Consider the following 14,943-nt stretch of genomic DNA (forward strand, 5'->3'; position numbering starts at 1 on the left):
GTCGGTCGTCGCGGCGACGGTCGCTGATGGGCCCGACTCGGTGGTGGAGCCGTTGGGGGAGTGATGGCCGGCAGCGCAGAGGCCCTTCGGAACCGGATGGGCGATTGGCGTCGCTCGCCGTGGACACCGGTCGTGGTCGTCGGATTCGTCACGTCGCTCGCGATCACGATCCTGATCACGCTGACCCCGGCCGGCGTGCGCGACCGCATGCAACACGATCTCACGGTCCGCGCCGACCGCGCGCTGTATCAGGCCGGCGTGCCGGAGGCGCAGGTCCGGTTCACCGGCCGCGATGCCACCCTCTACGACATCCCGACCGGCCAGGACCTGGTTGCCGTCGACGCGCTCCGGCAGATGTACGGGGTGCGTGGGGTGCGGGTGTACCGGGCGGAGGCGGAGCCGGTCGACGGGATCCCCGGCCCCTTCGGGGTGACCGTCCAAGGTGAAGAGGTGGATCTACGGGGCAGTGTGGTGGACCAGGCCACGGCAGACCGAGTGCTGGAGGCGGCCGGCAAGCAAGCGTCCGGCCGCAAGATCCTCGACAACCTCTCGGTCGGCACGGCCGACGGCGGGGGCTGGCCGCCGATGTCGGCCGTGGATGTGGTCGGCGCGGCGGTCGCACCGGGCGTCGGGGTCGTGCTCGACGGGCTCACCGTGACGTTGACCGGTGCCGTGCCCACCGAACTGGAAAAAGTTGCCGCCGATCAGCGGGTACGAGTCGCCGCCCCCGGCTCGGTCGTCCGGAACGAGCTGGTCATGCAGCAGCCGGGCGCGGTGGTGGCCCCGGGCGCGGTCCAGCAGCAGGTCGATGCCGCGATCGCGGTCCGCTCGGTAGCGTTCGAGGTGCACACCGCGACCCTCACGCCCGCGGCCGGCGCTACCGTCGGGCAGATCGCCGAGCTGCTGAAGACCGCGCCGCAGACCCGGCTGGAGTTGGCCGGTACCGGCGACCGCACCCTCACCATCCGCGACCTGCTGGTGGAGGCGGGGATACCGACCGAACGGATCGAGCAGGCGCCAGGTGGCGATCCGGTGCGATTCACTGTTCGATAGACACGCGTCCACCCCAACCGAGCGAGGCTCACCGTGTTCTACCTGTTCGTGCAGACCTGGATCTGGCTGTTGGTCGCCTTCCTGCTCGGGGTGGCAACCGGGCTCTTCACCGCGCGCACGCTGACCCAGCGGCAACTCGCGGCGGCGTCGGCGACCGGGCCGGGCGGTTCCGGATCGGATGGGCCGACCCCGGTTCCGACCGCCGACCGCGACGGCGAGAGGTGAGCGGTGTTCCTCCGCCTCGCTGAGTTCTGTGTCCGGCGCCGCCGTCTCGTGCTGCTCACCTGGCTGCTCGCGCTGATCGTCGCCGGTCTGCTGGCCGGCGCCTTCGCCGGCCCCTCGGTGACCAACTTCGCCGACGATCAACGCACCGAGTCCGGCCGCGCGCTGGCGCTGTTCAACGCGGCCGGTGGGGGCTCGGTGGCCGACAACGCACGCGTCGTCGTCGCCACCGACCCGTCCGTGCCGGACGGGGTACGCAACCCGGCGGTTCGCGCGCAGGTGGCAGCGCTGCGCGACCGGATCACCGCGCTCGACCCGGCGACCGGCATGCTGGACCTGTACACCCCGGGAAATCCGAGTGACGTGGCGATCTCGCCGGACGGCACGGTCGGATACACCACGCTCACCCTGCCCAGCGAGTCCGACACGGTGCGCAACGAACGGGTATCGCAGATCAAGGACGCGGCGGCATCGTTCAGTGCGCCCGGCGCCCGAGTCGACTTCGCCGGCGACTGGTTCGCCGATCAGGCGCCCCCCGGGATCGGCGAGGCGATCGGGCTCACCCTCGCATTGATCATCTTGCTGGTCGCGTTCGGTTCGCTGGTCGCCGCCGGCCTTCCGCTGCTCACCGCGCTGGCCGGGGTGGGGATCGGCGCGGTCACGGTGATGCTGCTGCAGAACGTGATCGATACCCCGGGCTTCGCGGTCTCGCTCACCGTGATGCTCGGCATCGGTGTCGGGATCGATTACGCACTGCTGATCCTGACCCGATTCCGTACTGCGCTCGCCGACAGCTTGCCGGTCGACCAGGCGGTGCTCCGGGCGATGGATACGGCCGGCCGGTCGGTCGCGTTCGCCGGTGTCACGGTGTCGATCGCGATCGCCGGCCTGATGATCCAGGGTGGGGCGACCGGTCCGACGATGACCATTGCCGGCTGTGCCGGCGTGCTGGCCGTGCTGCTCGCCGCGCTGACCCTGCTGCCCGCGCTGTTGGCGACGATCGGCACCCGGGTCGACCGGCTACGCATGCCGTGGCGGCGCGCCGATACCCCCGCCGCCGACGGACGCTGGGCGCGCCGTTGGAGCGGCTGGGTGCAGCGGCATCCGTGGGCCGGGGTGGTCGTGGCGCTGGCCGTGCTGCTGATCCTGGCGATCCCCGCGTTCGACCTGCGGCTCGGCTTCGGCGACGCCGGCAACCGGCCGACCACCGACACCACCCGAATTGCCTACGACGAGCTCGCGCGGGGGTTCGGCCCGGGTTCCAACGGCCCGTTAATCCTGGTCACCGAGCTGCCCGGCGATCAGGCGAGCGGACTGGCCGAACTCGGGGCACTCGGCGGGCAGATCGCCGCCACGCCCGGCGTCGCGTCGGTGAGCCCGCCGATCCCGATCGGTCAGGTCGACGGCCGGCCGGTGGCGATGCTCAGCGTCACGCCGACCACCGGCCCGCAGGATACGGGTACCACCACGCTGGTGCACGAGCTGCGCGACACCGTGATCCCTCGTTCCACACTGCCGGTCCAAGTCACCGGGGCCGCGGTCGGCGGCGAGGACTACGCCGAACTGACCCTCGATCGGTTGCCGCTCATGGTCGCCGTCGTGCTGATCTTCTCCTTCCTGTTGCTCGCGCTCGCCTTCCGGTCGGTGGTGATCCCGGTGAAGGCGATCGCGATGAACCTGCTGTCGCTCGGCGCCGCGTTCGGGGTGATCGTGGCGGTGTTCCAGTGGGGTTGGGGGATGTCGCTGATCGGCGTGGGCAAGGTCGGTCCCACCGAGGCGTGGGTTCCGGTCGTGCTGTTCGCGGTCGCGTTCGGCTTGTCCATGGACTACGAGATCTTCCTGGTCTCCCGGATTCGGGAACGCTTCCTGACCACCGGCGACGCCACCGGATCGGTCACCGAAGGCCTGGCCGCGACCGCCCGGGTGATCACCGCCGCCGCCGCGATCATGGTCTGTGTGTTCGCGAGTTTCGTGTTCTTCGACGATCGCGGCCTCAAGGCGATGGGTCTCGGTCTGGCGACCGCGGTCTTCGTGGACGCAACGGTGGTGCGGATGCTGTTGGTGCCGGCGACCATGGAGATCCTCGGCCGGGCCAACTGGTACTGGCCGTCCTGGTTGCGCCGCCTGCCGTCGTTGGACGCGGTGCATCGCGACTCGATCGAGCCGACCCCCACCGGTCGGACTGCCACCGATCCGACGTCGACGGTCCCCGAGGCGGTGCGCGGGTAGCCCAGCGCACCGACCGGCGGCCGCCGGGGATCAGCTGCTGCCGAACAGGTTCACCCCGCCCAGGATGTTCTGGATCTCCTGGTAGACGGTGGTGGTGGTCGTCTCTTGCGCGGTTGCGGGTGGCGGCGGGGGCGGTGTCGGCCGACCGTCCGGTCCCCGATGTCGGTCCTGGTCGCGACCGTCCCGATCGTGGCCGGGCTCCCAGGGACCGGGCTGCCAGGGACCGGCCACCGCGGTCGGCGCATCGTCGACCGGATCGGCCGATGCCGGAGTCGCCAGCGTGGTGAGAGACACCGCGGTGAGCGGCAGCACGGCTAGCATGCCGGTGACCGCCACCCGGGTCGTCGCGCGGCGCCGGGACCGGCCGGCGCCACGGTTCGCGGACGGGATCGTGCGGGGTGAGCGAATCGTGCGGTACACAGTGCTTCCTTCCGATGGGTCGGCCGTGGCGTTCGTCCGCGGCCAGGCCCCAGTCCACCCGGCCCGGCTCGAGCGCCGGTGCCAGCTCCCCGGGAGTTCGCCGTGTGTCGCTGCGGTCCTACCGGACGAGCGGGAACGGCAGGGTCTCCCGAATTCCGCGACCGGTGAGCAGCATCACGATCCGATCGACGCCCATGCCGAGCCCACCGGTCGGCGGCATCGCGTGTTCCAACGCGGTCAGGAACTCCTCGTCGAGCTCCATCGCCTCGGCATCCCCGCCGGCGGCGAGCAACGACTGTGCGGTCAGCCGCCGACGCTGCTCGATCGGGTCGGTCAGCTCGCTGTAGGCGGTGGCCAGTTCGGTGCCCCACGCGACCAGGTCCCACCGCTCGGTCACCCCGGGGACCGAACGGTGGCTGCGGGTCAGCGGTGACACCGACACCGGAAAGTCGGTGTAGAAGGTGGGTTCCTCGGTATGCGCCTCGACCAGATGCTCGTACATCTCCAGCGCGACGTGCCCGGCGTCCCAGGTGCTCTGGTAGGTGATCGCGGCGTCGTCGCAGAGCCGGCGCAGCTCGGCGAGCGGAGTATCCGGGGTGACTTCGGTGCCCAGCGCCGCCGAGATCGCGGCGTGCATGGTGCGTACCGGCCACTCGCCGGAGATGTCCACCGGGATCAGGCCGCCGTCCGGGCCGGGGCGCAGCGCGATACACCTGCCGTTCGCCGCGACCGCGGCCGCCTGGATCAGTTCCCGGCAGCAGGTCAGCATCCGCAGATAGTCGGCGTGCGCCTCGTACGCCTCCAGAATGGTGAACTCGGGGTTGTGCGACTGGTCTACGCCTTCGTTGCGAAAGGTGCGCCCCAGCTCGAACACCTTCTCCACCCCGCCGACGCACAGCCGCTTGAGGTACAGCTCGGGCGCGATCCGGAGATAGAGGTCCAGGTCGTAGGCGTTGATGTGGGTGGTGAACGGCTTGGCGTTGGCGCCGCCGTGCACCCGTTGCAGGATCGGCGTTTCCACTTCCAGATACCCCCACCCGGTCAACGTGGTGCGCAACGACCGGGTGACCGCGCTGCGCTTGACCAGGATCTCCCGGATCTCCGGGTTGATCGCCAGGTCGACGTAGCGTTGTCGGACCCGGGCCTCCGGATCTTGCAGTCCCTTCCATTTTTCGGGCAACGGGTGCAGGCACTTCCCGGTCATCCGCCAGGCATCGGCCAGCAGCGACAGTTCTCCGGAACGACTGTGGCCGAGGACGCCGGATACCTCGATCAGATCGCCCAGATCGAAATCCGCGGTGAACGTGGCGGCGGACTCGGCGCCGACCCGGGCCCGGTCGATCAGCAGCTGCAGATCGCCGGACCAGTCGCGCACCACCGCGAAGGTGACGCCGCCGTAGTCCCGAATCCGCAGCAGCCGGCCGGCTATCCGGATCGGGGTCCCGAGCGGGCAGGCCCGAGCCGCTGCCACGGTGTGCGTCGGTGGCTGTGCCGTCGGGTACGGATCGACGCCGGACGCGGCCAGCCGGTCCAGTTTGGCCATCCGGACCCGCACCTGTTCCGGCCGGTGGACCCGGGCCGGCCGGGCCGCCGGGGTCGGCAGCGCCGTCGACTCGGCCGATCCGGGGGCGCTCCCGTCGGCGTGCAGCCCGGTCAACGTGGCCGGCGCCGCGTCGTGTGTGCCGGTATGCCGGGTGGTCTGTTCGCCCCCCAGATGCGGCAGAAATCCCTCGGCCAGCGCGCCCGCGATGCCGACCCGGGGTAGCTCGCGGTTGTCCGGGAAGCACAGGTAGCGCGGAACCCAGTCGGGTCGATACTTGACGTTGGATCGATACAGCGCTTCGAGCTGCCACCAGCGGGAGAAGAACAGCAACACCCCGCGCCAGAGCCGCAGGATCGGTCCGGCACCGATCCGGCCGCCCTCCTCGAACGCCGACCGGAACACCGCGAAGTTCAACGAGATCTTGGTGATCCCGTGGCGATCGGCAGTTCGGGCGAGGTCGGAGATCATCAGCTCCATCACGCCGTTCGGGCCGCGTGGGTCCCGGCGCATCAGGTCCAGCGAAACCCCGTTGGTGCCCCACGGCACCAGCGACAACATGCCGAGCACGGCCTGCTGCTCGCCCGCCGCCGGCGCCTCGGTGTTGTTCGGCGCCAGCGCCGCGGTGTTGTTCGGCGCCAGCGCCGCCGTGTTGTTCGGCGCCAGCGCCTCGACCAACAGGCAGTCGCCGTCCAACGGGTCACCCAGCCGGCCCAACGCCATCGAGAATCCGCGTTCGGTCTCGGTGTCCCGCCAGCGATCGGCGCGGGCGATCACCTGCTTCATCTCGTCCGGGTCGATGTCGCGGTGTCGTCGGATGCGCACCGTGACGCCCTGCCGGGCCAGCCGGTTGGCCGCTTGCCGGACCGGTTTCATCTCCGGCCCGGTCAGCCGGAACGAGTCGGGATACAAGATCGCCTCGTCGCCGAGCTGCAGCACCGACAACCCGGCGCGCCGGTATGCGGTCGCGCCCAGTTCACCAGCGCCCATCACCGCCGGCGCCCACCCGTACCGATCGGCGAGCTCGAGCCAGGCTGCGATGGCGTGCGGCCACGCCTCGCGTTCGCCGATCGGGTCGCCGCTGGCCAGGCACACCCCCACCTCGACCCGATAGGTCACCGCCGCCTTACCGCTCGGCGCGAAGACCACCGCCTTGTCCCGCCGGGTCGCGAAATAGCCCAGTGAGTCGTCGCCGCCGTAACGCTGCAACAGTCCCCGTAGCGCCGACTCGTCGTTCCCGGTCAGCGCGTTGGCCGCGCGCTGTGACCGGAACAGGGTGATTACCGCGACCAGCAGCGCGATCGCGCCGAACAGGCCGAGTAGGGCGTTGACGAAGATCGGCGCGTGGCCGTCGAACTGATGGTTGTCCGCGAAGACTCGAGCGGTGACCCGATTCAGGGCCCAGAACGGTCGCTGTGCCTGCGGCAGCGTGCCCGGGAACAGCTCGAGCAGTCCCCAGCCGAGCAGGGTGCCGAGCGCCAGGCCGGCCAGCAGCACGCCGAGCGCCCGCCACAGCGCACCGGGTCGCACCCGGGTGTAGAACTGCCGGTGCGCCGCGAGCAACACGGCCAGCACCGCCAGGTGCACGACGGCGGCCGCCGCGGCGTTCAGGTCGTGCCTACCGAGCACGTCCTTGACGTTCAGTGCGGTGATGCCGACCAGATAGCCGGTCAGCAGCCACCACGCGATCCGCTTTCGGCTGGCCAAGGCGGCGGCCAGCAGTCCGAGCACCAAAGCCCAGGCCAGGCTGGTATCCGGGGCATCGACGTAGTAGGCGTCGAGGTACTCGCGGACCGGTCGGCTCAGAACTCGGAGCAACGGCGAAATGCTCCACACGAAGCAGAGCGTGGCGAATATCCCGACCACCAGACCGGCGATATGCGGGACCTCGGCGAGCCACCGGCGAGGACGAGCGATAGGTTGTTCTCGCTGCTTGTGGGCTGTCCCCGTCGCTACCATGATCGACCCGTCCGCGTGCGCCGTGATTGTCGTAGGTGAGGATAGGACCATGGCCGAACCCATCGATGTGCCGATCGACGACAAGACCATCAAACTTGCCCAGTTCCTCAAGCTCGCCGATCTGGTTGCCAGCGGATCGGAGGCGAAAACCGTGATCGCCGCGGGTCTGGTCCGGGTCAACGACGAGGTCGAACTCCGTCGCGGCCGACAGCTGCAGGGCGGCGACGTCGTCCTGCTGGCAAACCACTCGGTACGGGTCGCGGCCGGCTGAGGCCCCTATTTCTCGGGTAGTTCGGCTGCGTCGCCGCGGCCTTACCATGGGAAACGGCCGACCTGGGGGTTAGTGTCGAAAGGGTGGGGCGCCATGAACGTTTTGAGCGCCATGTTTTTGATGATTTTGTCGACCGTCGCGGTAGGCCTATCGATGATGCTGTTACTTATCCGGTGAGCCGCCGCCGCGCCCGGTAATCATGCCGGGATCGATCGCATCGCGGTTCGATAACTCGGTCCGGTCGCCGTTGCAATAGCCACGCCACGCGCCGAGACTTCGTAACTCCTGTCACACAAGAAATGGGAGTCGCGGATGTCTCAGGATCGTGCGTGCTCGGGTGTCGCCGTTGCTGCAGCAGGCGTCGCGCTGGCCGTCGGGATGGCGCTTGCCGGTCCCGGTTCGGCCGCGGCCGGCCCGAGTGCGCCGGCCGCGGCCGAAGCGATCGCGCGGGCCGGGGCGGTCGACACCGCGAGCGCCGGTGACCTGGTCACCGCGTATCAGACCGCTGTCGCCGCGCTGCAGAAGCTCGGGATCAGGCCGTTCTTCTATCCGACGGCTGCTCCGGGATGCGTGCCGGGCACGCCGTTCGGGATGGCGCCGGCGGTGGCGGGCGCAGTGCCCGGGCCGTGGCCCACCCTGACCATTCCCGGGGTGGATCCGGTCGCGGTCAAGGCCGGGCAGGTGGTCTTCGCGTTCGTCCCGCTCGGGCTCGGGCCGGATGGTCCGGACACCAGCGGTATGCAGGTGGCCTGGTTCAACGTCAGCACGCTGCGCGGCGGGTTCGTCCAGATGGGTTCGCTCGCGCAGCTCATCTCGGCCGCGATCCCGCCCGACGTGCCGGTGCTGCTCCGGCCGATCGTGGAGGAAGCGGTGCGGAACTTCTTCGCTGCGGCGCTGCCGTTCGGTGGGGTTCGGGCGGCGCCGGTGGACACGGGCGCGGGCACCGTGCTGGCCGCGGTCTTCGGCACCGTCCGCAACGGGGACAAGACCTGCTTCTTCCTGCCGACCGTCGGCTTGGCGAACGTGAGCTGAGCGAACGATTTCAGCGACGACCCGGTCAGCGAACGACCCGGTCAGCGAACGACGATGCCGTCCGCGTCGCTGTACAGCATCTCGCCCGGGCCGAAGGTGATGCCGCCGAAACTGACCGGGACGTTCTTGGTCCCGGAACCGGTTTGGCTGCTCTTGCGCGGATTGGTGCCGAGCGCCTTGATCCCGATATCCAGGGTGGCCAGGATCGCCGAGTCGCGCACCGCGCCGTTCACCACGATGCCGGACCAGCCGTTCGCCACCCCGCGGCCGGCGATCAGGTCACCGACCAGCGCGGTATGCACGCTCGCGGCCCCGTCCACGACCAGCACACCACCGTTCCCGGGCTCGCTCAGCGTCTGCTTGACCAGCAGGTTGTCCTGGAAGCAGTGGATCGTGGTGATCGGTCCGGCGAAGGCGGCCCGCCCGCCGAACTGGCGGAACTGGGTATCGCAGCTGCGGATCTCCGGTCCGATCTCGTCGGCCAGATCGGCGGTTGCGGGGGCGTCGACGGCGCGGGATTCGGTCACGTCGGTCACCCTAGCGGCCGGTCGGCGGCAGGCGTTCGAGTCCCGACAACCATTCAGGTACTCGCGGTACCAGGTACCGTTGTCGGGATACCCATCGGTAACCAAGCGTCTCAGGAGCAACGATGCCCGCGCCCACCCCCGCCGTATTCGACCGCCTGCGCCCGCTCGTCGCCATCACCGACATCTCGGCCCGACCGACCCGGGTGGTGGAAGAAGTTTTCACCGGGCGGGAGCTCACGACCATCCCGATCGGTGACGCCGACGACGTCGCCGCCGCGTTCGAGCGGGCCCGTGTGGCCCAGCGCGCCTGGGCGCAGCGTCCGGTCAAGGAACGAGCGGCGATCTTCGAGCGGTACCGCGAGCTGGTGCTAACGCATCGTGACGAGCTGATGGATATGGCGCAGGCCGAGACCGGTAAGTCGCGCGCCGCGGCACAGGAGGAGATCGTCGGGCTGGTGCTCGACGCCCGGTACTACGCCAAGCACGCGGCCGGTTTGCTGGAGCCGCGGCAGGTGCCCGGCCTGTTACCGGCGTTGACCAAGGTCACCGTGCAGTATCAGCCCAAGGGCGTGGTCGGGGTGATCGCGCCGTGGAACTACCCGATGGTGCTCTCGATCGGCGATTCGATTCCGGCGCTGATAGCGGGCAACGCGGTGGTCCTCAAGCCGGACAGCCAGACCCCTTACTGCTCGTTGGCCAACGCCGAGTTGCTGTATCAGGCGGGCCTGCCGCGCGATGTCTTCGCCGTGGTACCCGGGCCCGGTTCTGTGGTCGGCACCGCGATCGTGAACAACTGCGATTACCTGATGTTCACCGGGTCCACCGCGACCGGGCGCAAGCTGGCCGAGCAGTGCGGCCGCCGGCTGATCGGCTTCTCTGCCGAGCTCGGCGGGAAGAACGCGATGATCGTCACGGCCGGCGCAGACCTCGAGAAGGTCGCCAAGGCCGCGACGCGGGCCTGCTTCTCCAACGCCGGGCAGTTGTGTATCTCGATCGAGCGGATCTACGTCGAGCGCTCGGTCGCGGCCGAATTCACCGCGGCGTTCGCCGCCGCGGTCGAGGCCATGACGGTCGGTCCGGCCTATGACTTCAGCCGCGAGATGGGGTCGCTGATCTCCGACGATCAGGTCAAGACGATGACCGACCACGTCGACGACGCCAAGCTGAAGGGCGCGACCGTGGTCGCCGGCGGCAATCCCCGGCCCGATCTCGGCCCGCGGTTCTTCGAGCCGACCGTGTTGACCGGGGTGAGCGAGGAGATGGTGTGTTGCCGCGACGAGACGTTCGGGCCGTTGGTGTCGATCTACCCGGTCGCCGACGTGGACGAGGCGGTGGCCCGGGCCAACGACACCGAGTATGGCCTCAACGCGAGTGTCTGGGCCGGTAGCCAGGCCGAGGGCGAGCAGATCGCCGCCCGGCTGCGCACCGGCACGGTCAACGTCGACGAAGGCTACGCTCCGGCTTTCGGCAGCACCGCGGCGCCGATGGGTGGCATGGGAGCCTCCGGGGTGGGTCGCCGGCACGGCGCGGAAGGCCTGCTCAAGTACACCGAGCCGCAGACGGTCGCGACCCAGCGGGTGTTGAGCCTGGACGCGCCGTTCGGTATCCCGGAAAGCTGGTGGCAGAACGCGTTGACCCCGCTGATCGACGTGACCCGCTTCCTGCCCGGGCGGTGACCGCGGGCCCGGCGCCGGACCCGCGGTGACCGCGTTTTTACGCGGAGTTCCGGCGCCGGGCGTAGTACGCGGGTACGTGCTTGGCGGCGTTGTCCACCGAGTGCTTGGTCGCGATCGCTACGAACGGCTGGATCGTCTTGCCCAGCAACTTGCCGGCGATTCCGCCCGGCAGTCGGTAGGACACTTCCGAGGACACCTTGCTCCGCGACTCGCCGAGCGGGGCGAAGCTGAACTGCAGGGTGCAATCGAAACCCGCGATCGACTCCATGGAGATGAGCTCGTTCTGCTTCCAGTCGATCACCTTCACGGTGGATTTCAGGTGCGCCGGGCCGAGCATCATCCCGCCCTCGAACGTGGCGCCGAGCCCGCTGGTGTTCTCGCTGATCGGTTCGAGGTGATTGACCCCGAACATGAACTCCTTGAAGCTGTTGTAGTCGTTCAGGTAGTCGAACGCGATATCCACCGGAACCTCGTAGATCGTGTCCGGAACGTGTACGTCGACCATCTCAACCATCCTTCGCCGTGCTGGGGTAAACCCGACGATAGCGGTTAGCCGGGATTTACTCGAGTCGGTTGCCGCCGGACGCGCTAGGCGGCGGTAGCCAGAACCGCGGCCAGACCGAACACCACCGTGCTCACGGCGACCTCCAGGGTGGCCCGGCGCACCGATCCCGCGGCCGGCATCCGGTGTGTCGCGGCCGGGCCGACCCAGCTGCGGCGCCACCACCAGCCGAGCCCGGCGAGCACCAGCAGGCCGGCCGCCTTGGCCAGGATCAGGTGGCCGTAGTCGGTCTCGAACAGCGCCGTGACGGTTCGCAGCTGTAGTCCGGCGTCGAGGACGCCGGTGCCGCCGACCACCAGCAGGCAGCGCGCCGCCCACGCCGAGTAGCGCGGCAGCGCCGCCGCCCAACCGCCGCGGGTGCGCACCGTCAGTGCCAACGCGGCCAGCCCGCCGACCCAGATCGCCGCGGCGAGGGCGTGTACCGCGTCCAGCACGGCGCCGAACGATTGCTGAGCCAGGTGCCCGGTCGCCGGCCGGGCGATGATCGCCAACCCGGCGAGTGCCGCGACCAGGTCGGCCGGAAGTGGCCGGTCCCGCCGGTAGGCGACCGTGGCCAGCCCGGTGATCAACGCTGCCGTGGTGACCGTGAGCGCGCCGATCCGGCCGGAGTTGACCTGGGTCAGGTAATCGACGAAGTCACCCAGGGACAATCGGTCGAGCCGTCCCGCGCCGGCGTCGGCGGCACCGAGCAGCAGGCCGGCCAGCTCGATCCCGGTCCACCACCCGGCGACCGACCCGACCCACCGGGGCGTACCGGCCGCCCCGCGCGGATCGTCGGACAGGCGCGGCAACACCGCCAGTCCGAGCACCAGGGACGCGGCCCCGAGGGCGAGTCCGCGCAGCACCGCGGCAGCGGACGGGTGCTGGTCGCCGACGATTGCCGAGCCGAGCGCCACCCCGAGCACGGTGGTGGGCACGAGCAGCAGCAACCGTCGGCGTGGTTCCACCGCTCAGCGACGTTTCGGCCGGCGTAGCGCGAAGATCAGCGCACCGGCGAACACCACCACGGCGATCGCCAGGAACGGCCAGAGCGGCGGGCCACCGGAGCCGGAACCCGCGGCTGCCGTGTCCGCCGGCGGGCCCGGCGTGCCGGTACCGGCCGCGGTGAGGGTGAACGCCCGGGTCCCGCTCACCACGTGACCGTCCGCCGAGGTCACCCGGTAGGCGATCGTGTACCCGCCGACCGGGCCGAGCGGACCGACGTCGACCTCGATCGTCGCCGCGTGCACCCGGGGCTCTCCGCGCGACCACAGGTTGCCGTCCGGGCCGACGACGGTCATGGCGGCGAAGCCGGTCTGCAGAGCCTCGTCGAACGTGATCGTGGCGACCGGGGGGCCGGCGCTGATCGCCGCGCCGTCCGCCGGGGTACTCGCCGTCACCACGGAATGCGCCTGGGCGGTGCCGGTCCCGCCGAGCGCGGCGAGTAACGCTGCGAACAGCGGGACGAGCAGGCGCGCTCGCCTCACGCCCGCCGCCGCAGCACCGAACCGAGTCCGAGCGCGGTACCGAGCGTGCCGAGCACCAGACCGGCGCCGCCGAGCCAGCGGGCCATGCCGTCGTCGTCGGCGACGCTTGCTTGCGAGGTGTCCACCGCGGTCCCGGTCGCCGGCGCGGCGGCGACCGAATGGTGGTCGCTGCCGCCGGTGGTGCTCGCTGCCGGCGTGAGTTCCGGCGCCGGGTGCTCGGGTTCGCTGCCGTCCGGGTTCGGCGGCTGGTTCCATTCGACGACCGTGCCGTCGCTGTAGGTCTGGGTCGCCGGGAAGGACACCGCCGGCTGGTCCGGCAGCGGGCCGACCGAGAGGACGAACCGCTGGAACTGGCCGGCACCGACGCCGGCGCCGGGATCGGCGGTCCAGGTCACCGCGGTGGCCTTGGCGTCGCCGTCCTTGTCCACCACCGACTGCCAACCGGCCATCGGCTCGGTCCGCGCCGAGGCGAAGCCCGGCAACTGGACGGTGACTTTGGTGGTACTGGCGGTGTCGGATTCGGTCGGCACCCGGAAGGTGAGCACGGTGTAGCCACCGGGAACGGCGCCGGGCGCATCGACCGACACGTGGGCGTCGGCGACGCCCGCGCCGAGCAGCGACAGGCCGGCGGTGAGCAACGGCAGGGGGACAAGGGCACGTCGAAGAGAGCTGGTCAGCATGAGGGGAACTTTCGGTCTCGTCGTCAGGAGGCAGGCTCGGTACGCGGGGCGGAGAATCCGCCGCACGACCGGGCCGGTGGCCCCCGGACGGAGATGCCGCCGCGACCGGCGGTGGACCCGACGTGGAACGGGCGCTCGGCGATCGACAGCCGGGGTTCGCTCGCGGGTGCGTGCGGTGTCGTCGTGACGATGTGCGATACCCGTACGAGCGCGGCGTACACCTGCTCGGCGGCGACGATCAACAGCCCGCACGCCACCGCAGCGATCAGGTGGGCCGATACCATCGCCGGCGGAATGTGCAGCGGGTGCGCATGGCCACCGGCCGCGGCCAGCACCACGTGCCCGCCGAGCTGGCTGCCGATCAGGGCCGCCGCAGTACCCGGCCGGCCGGCCGCGCGCACCGTTGCCGCGCTGATCGCGACGCCCAGGCCGACCAGCAAGGTGAGCGCGGACAGGTCGGGTCGGCCGTCGCCCCCGAAACCATGCGCCGCCAGCGCGAGCGCCGCGCCCGTTGCACCTACCGCGCCGGCGCGGAACCGGGCCGCGCTGCTCGCGGCGGACACCGGGCCGGTCAGTGCAGGCCGAGCCGCGCGAGCAGGTCGGCCTCGATTCCGGACAGCTCGGTGGAGATCGCCTGATGGGCCGCCCGGCGCCGGGCCAGCGGCATCGGTTCGGCGGTTTGGACGGCCGTCGTCAGATTGACCAGCCGGGCGCGGGTGGCCGTGGCGAAGTCGGTGGTCTCGGTGTCGTCGGGGTGGCGCCGCTCGATCTCGGCGAGCGAATTCTCCGCGCTGGAGATACGGGCGCTGAGCCGCGCACCCGAACCGGTGAACTGGTCGAGTTCGTCGACGGGAACACCGAGTCGTTCGGCGCGTTTGGCCTCCACCTGGCCGCGGACGAAGGTGGCGGCGCGGTAGGCGATCGGCGCCAACACCGGGGTGACCATCCGGGCGATCGTCAGGTATTTGCGCACCTGGCTCACGCTCAGCGGATCGCGGCCGGCGCGGGCCGCCTGCTTCAGTGCGACCTGCTTCTCGGCGTTCACTTTCGCGAGCCGGGCGGCGTCCACCTTGCTTTGCGCCTCGTCGCGTTTCTTCTGCGACTTCAGGTCGGCCCGCAACCGAGTGCGTTCGATCTTCGTGCTGATCTTCGCTTCCGCCTCGGCCCGGCGGGCCAGCGCCTTCGCTTCGGCCTTACGCCGAGCTCGACGTCCGCGCTTGCTGAACAGCCCCATCGGACCGGCCTCTCATTCCATGCTCGGGCAGGTTGCTCGCCACCCTATCGGGTCGCGCTGGTCCCGGTGTCG

At 70.4% G+C, this 14,943-nt stretch carries 15 protein-coding genes; 6 read left to right on the forward strand and 9 right to left on the reverse strand.

What is annotated here, in order from left to right; translation table 11 throughout:
• Positions 1-96: 96 nt before the first annotated feature.
• The 3 genes from KV203_RS00355 to KV203_RS00365 are packed head-to-tail and all read left to right on the forward strand — an operon-like array spanning position 97 to position 3,504.
• Positions 97-1,053, forward strand: coding sequence for an OmpA family protein (locus tag KV203_RS00355; RefSeq protein ID WP_157079855.1), 957 nt, complete (start codon positions 97-99; stop codon positions 1,051-1,053).
• A 33-nt stretch (positions 1,054-1,086) separates the two neighbouring features.
• Positions 1,087-1,278: a hypothetical protein gene (locus tag KV203_RS00360; protein WP_066472059.1), complete on the forward strand. Its 192-nt coding sequence runs from the start codon at positions 1,087-1,089 to the stop codon at positions 1,276-1,278.
• Positions 1,279-1,281: 3 nt separating this feature from the next.
• Entirely contained in the window at positions 1,282-3,504 is a 2,223-nt protein-coding gene (locus tag KV203_RS00365) for an MMPL family transporter (RefSeq protein WP_066472056.1), read from the forward strand.
• A 30-nt stretch (positions 3,505-3,534) separates the two neighbouring features.
• On the opposite strand, the gene KV203_RS00370 is transcribed toward KV203_RS00365, so the two are convergent.
• Both KV203_RS00370 and lysX read right to left on the reverse strand, forming a co-directional pair.
• Entirely contained in the window at positions 3,535-3,924 is a 390-nt protein-coding gene (locus tag KV203_RS00370) for a hypothetical protein (RefSeq protein ID WP_066472053.1), read from the reverse strand.
• 118 nt (positions 3,925-4,042) lie between these two features.
• On the reverse strand, positions 4,043-7,474 hold the full coding sequence (lysX, locus tag KV203_RS00375) for a bifunctional lysylphosphatidylglycerol synthetase/lysine--tRNA ligase LysX (RefSeq protein ID WP_083530178.1): 3,432 nt from the start codon (positions 7,472-7,474) through the stop codon (positions 4,043-4,045).
• Between lysX and KV203_RS00380 the strand changes: the two genes are divergently transcribed.
• Positions 7,473-7,694 (forward strand): RNA-binding S4 domain-containing protein, encoded by a 222-nt coding sequence (locus KV203_RS00380; RefSeq protein WP_066472045.1) that lies wholly within the window; start codon positions 7,473-7,475, stop codon positions 7,692-7,694. The genes lysX and KV203_RS00380 overlap by 2 nt on opposite strands.
• A 312-nt stretch (positions 7,695-8,006) precedes the next feature.
• The gene (locus KV203_RS00385; RefSeq protein ID WP_066472043.1) at positions 8,007-8,726 is read left to right on the forward strand and encodes a hypothetical protein; all 720 of its coding nucleotides are present in this window, start codon (positions 8,007-8,009) and stop codon (positions 8,724-8,726) included.
• A 41-nt stretch (positions 8,727-8,767) separates the two neighbouring features.
• On the opposite strand, the gene rraA is transcribed toward KV203_RS00385, so the two are convergent.
• The gene (gene rraA / locus KV203_RS00390) at positions 8,768-9,253 is read right to left on the reverse strand and encodes a ribonuclease E activity regulator RraA (RefSeq protein WP_066472289.1); all 486 of its coding nucleotides are present in this window, start codon (positions 9,251-9,253) and stop codon (positions 8,768-8,770) included.
• A 122-nt stretch (positions 9,254-9,375) separates the two neighbouring features.
• On the opposite strand from rraA, the gene KV203_RS00395 reads away from it, so the two are divergent.
• On the forward strand, positions 9,376-10,929 hold the full coding sequence (locus KV203_RS00395) for a succinic semialdehyde dehydrogenase (protein WP_066472041.1): 1,554 nt from the start codon (positions 9,376-9,378) through the stop codon (positions 10,927-10,929).
• A gap of 37 nt (positions 10,930-10,966) precedes the next feature.
• Here the strand turns inward: KV203_RS00395 and KV203_RS00400 are convergent, their stop codons facing one another.
• The 6 genes from KV203_RS00400 to KV203_RS00425 form a co-directional block, all read right to left on the reverse strand.
• On the reverse strand, positions 10,967-11,434 hold the full coding sequence (locus tag KV203_RS00400) for an SRPBCC family protein (RefSeq protein WP_066472039.1): 468 nt from the start codon (positions 11,432-11,434) through the stop codon (positions 10,967-10,969).
• A gap of 83 nt (positions 11,435-11,517) precedes the next feature.
• Positions 11,518-12,438: a copper resistance D family protein gene (locus KV203_RS00405; protein WP_066472037.1), complete on the reverse strand. Its 921-nt coding sequence runs from the start codon at positions 12,436-12,438 to the stop codon at positions 11,518-11,520.
• A 3-nt stretch (positions 12,439-12,441) separates the two neighbouring features.
• Entirely contained in the window at positions 12,442-12,957 is a 516-nt protein-coding gene (locus KV203_RS00410) for a copper resistance CopC family protein (RefSeq protein ID WP_066472035.1), read from the reverse strand.
• The gene (locus KV203_RS00415; RefSeq protein ID WP_066472033.1) at positions 12,954-13,637 is read right to left on the reverse strand and encodes a YcnI family copper-binding membrane protein; all 684 of its coding nucleotides are present in this window, start codon (positions 13,635-13,637) and stop codon (positions 12,954-12,956) included. The genes KV203_RS00410 and KV203_RS00415 overlap by 4 nt, the downstream gene beginning before the upstream one ends.
• 23 nt (positions 13,638-13,660) lie before the next feature.
• Positions 13,661-14,200, reverse strand: a complete 540-nt coding sequence (locus tag KV203_RS00420; protein ID WP_066472030.1) for a hypothetical protein — start codon at positions 14,198-14,200, stop codon at positions 13,661-13,663.
• A gap of 8 nt (positions 14,201-14,208) precedes the next feature.
• Positions 14,209-14,871 carry a DUF6474 family protein gene (locus tag KV203_RS00425; RefSeq protein WP_066472022.1) on the reverse strand — a complete coding sequence of 221 codons (663 nt, stop codon included), beginning with the start codon at positions 14,869-14,871 and terminating at the stop codon, positions 14,209-14,211.
• Positions 14,872-14,943 lie beyond the last annotated feature (72 nt).

The organism is Skermania piniformis (assembly GCF_019285775.1).
Taxonomy (GTDB): domain Bacteria; phylum Actinomycetota; class Actinomycetes; order Mycobacteriales; family Mycobacteriaceae; genus Skermania; species Skermania pinensis.

Excerpts from the sequence above, each read along its gene's own strand:
- KV203_RS00355 (WP_157079855.1), top strand. The coding sequence starts at position 97 with ATGGGCGATTGGCGTCGCTCGCCGTGGACACCGGTCGTGGTCGTCGGA.
- KV203_RS00380 (WP_066472045.1), top strand. The coding sequence starts at position 7,473 with ATGGCCGAACCCATCGATGTGCCGATCGACGACAAGACCATCAAACTT.
- lysX (WP_083530178.1), bottom strand. The coding sequence starts at position 7,474 with ATGGTCCTATCCTCACCTACGACAATCACGGCGCACGCGGACGGGTCG.
- KV203_RS00385 (WP_066472043.1), top strand. The coding sequence starts at position 8,007 with ATGTCTCAGGATCGTGCGTGCTCGGGTGTCGCCGTTGCTGCAGCAGGC.
- KV203_RS00395 (WP_066472041.1), top strand. The coding sequence starts at position 9,376 with ATGCCCGCGCCCACCCCCGCCGTATTCGACCGCCTGCGCCCGCTCGTC.
- KV203_RS00400 (WP_066472039.1), bottom strand. The coding sequence starts at position 11,434 with ATGGTCGACGTACACGTTCCGGACACGATCTACGAGGTTCCGGTGGAT.
- KV203_RS00415 (WP_066472033.1), bottom strand. The coding sequence starts at position 13,637 with ATGCTGACCAGCTCTCTTCGACGTGCCCTTGTCCCCCTGCCGTTGCTC.
- KV203_RS00425 (WP_066472022.1), bottom strand. The coding sequence starts at position 14,871 with ATGGGGCTGTTCAGCAAGCGCGGACGTCGAGCTCGGCGTAAGGCCGAA.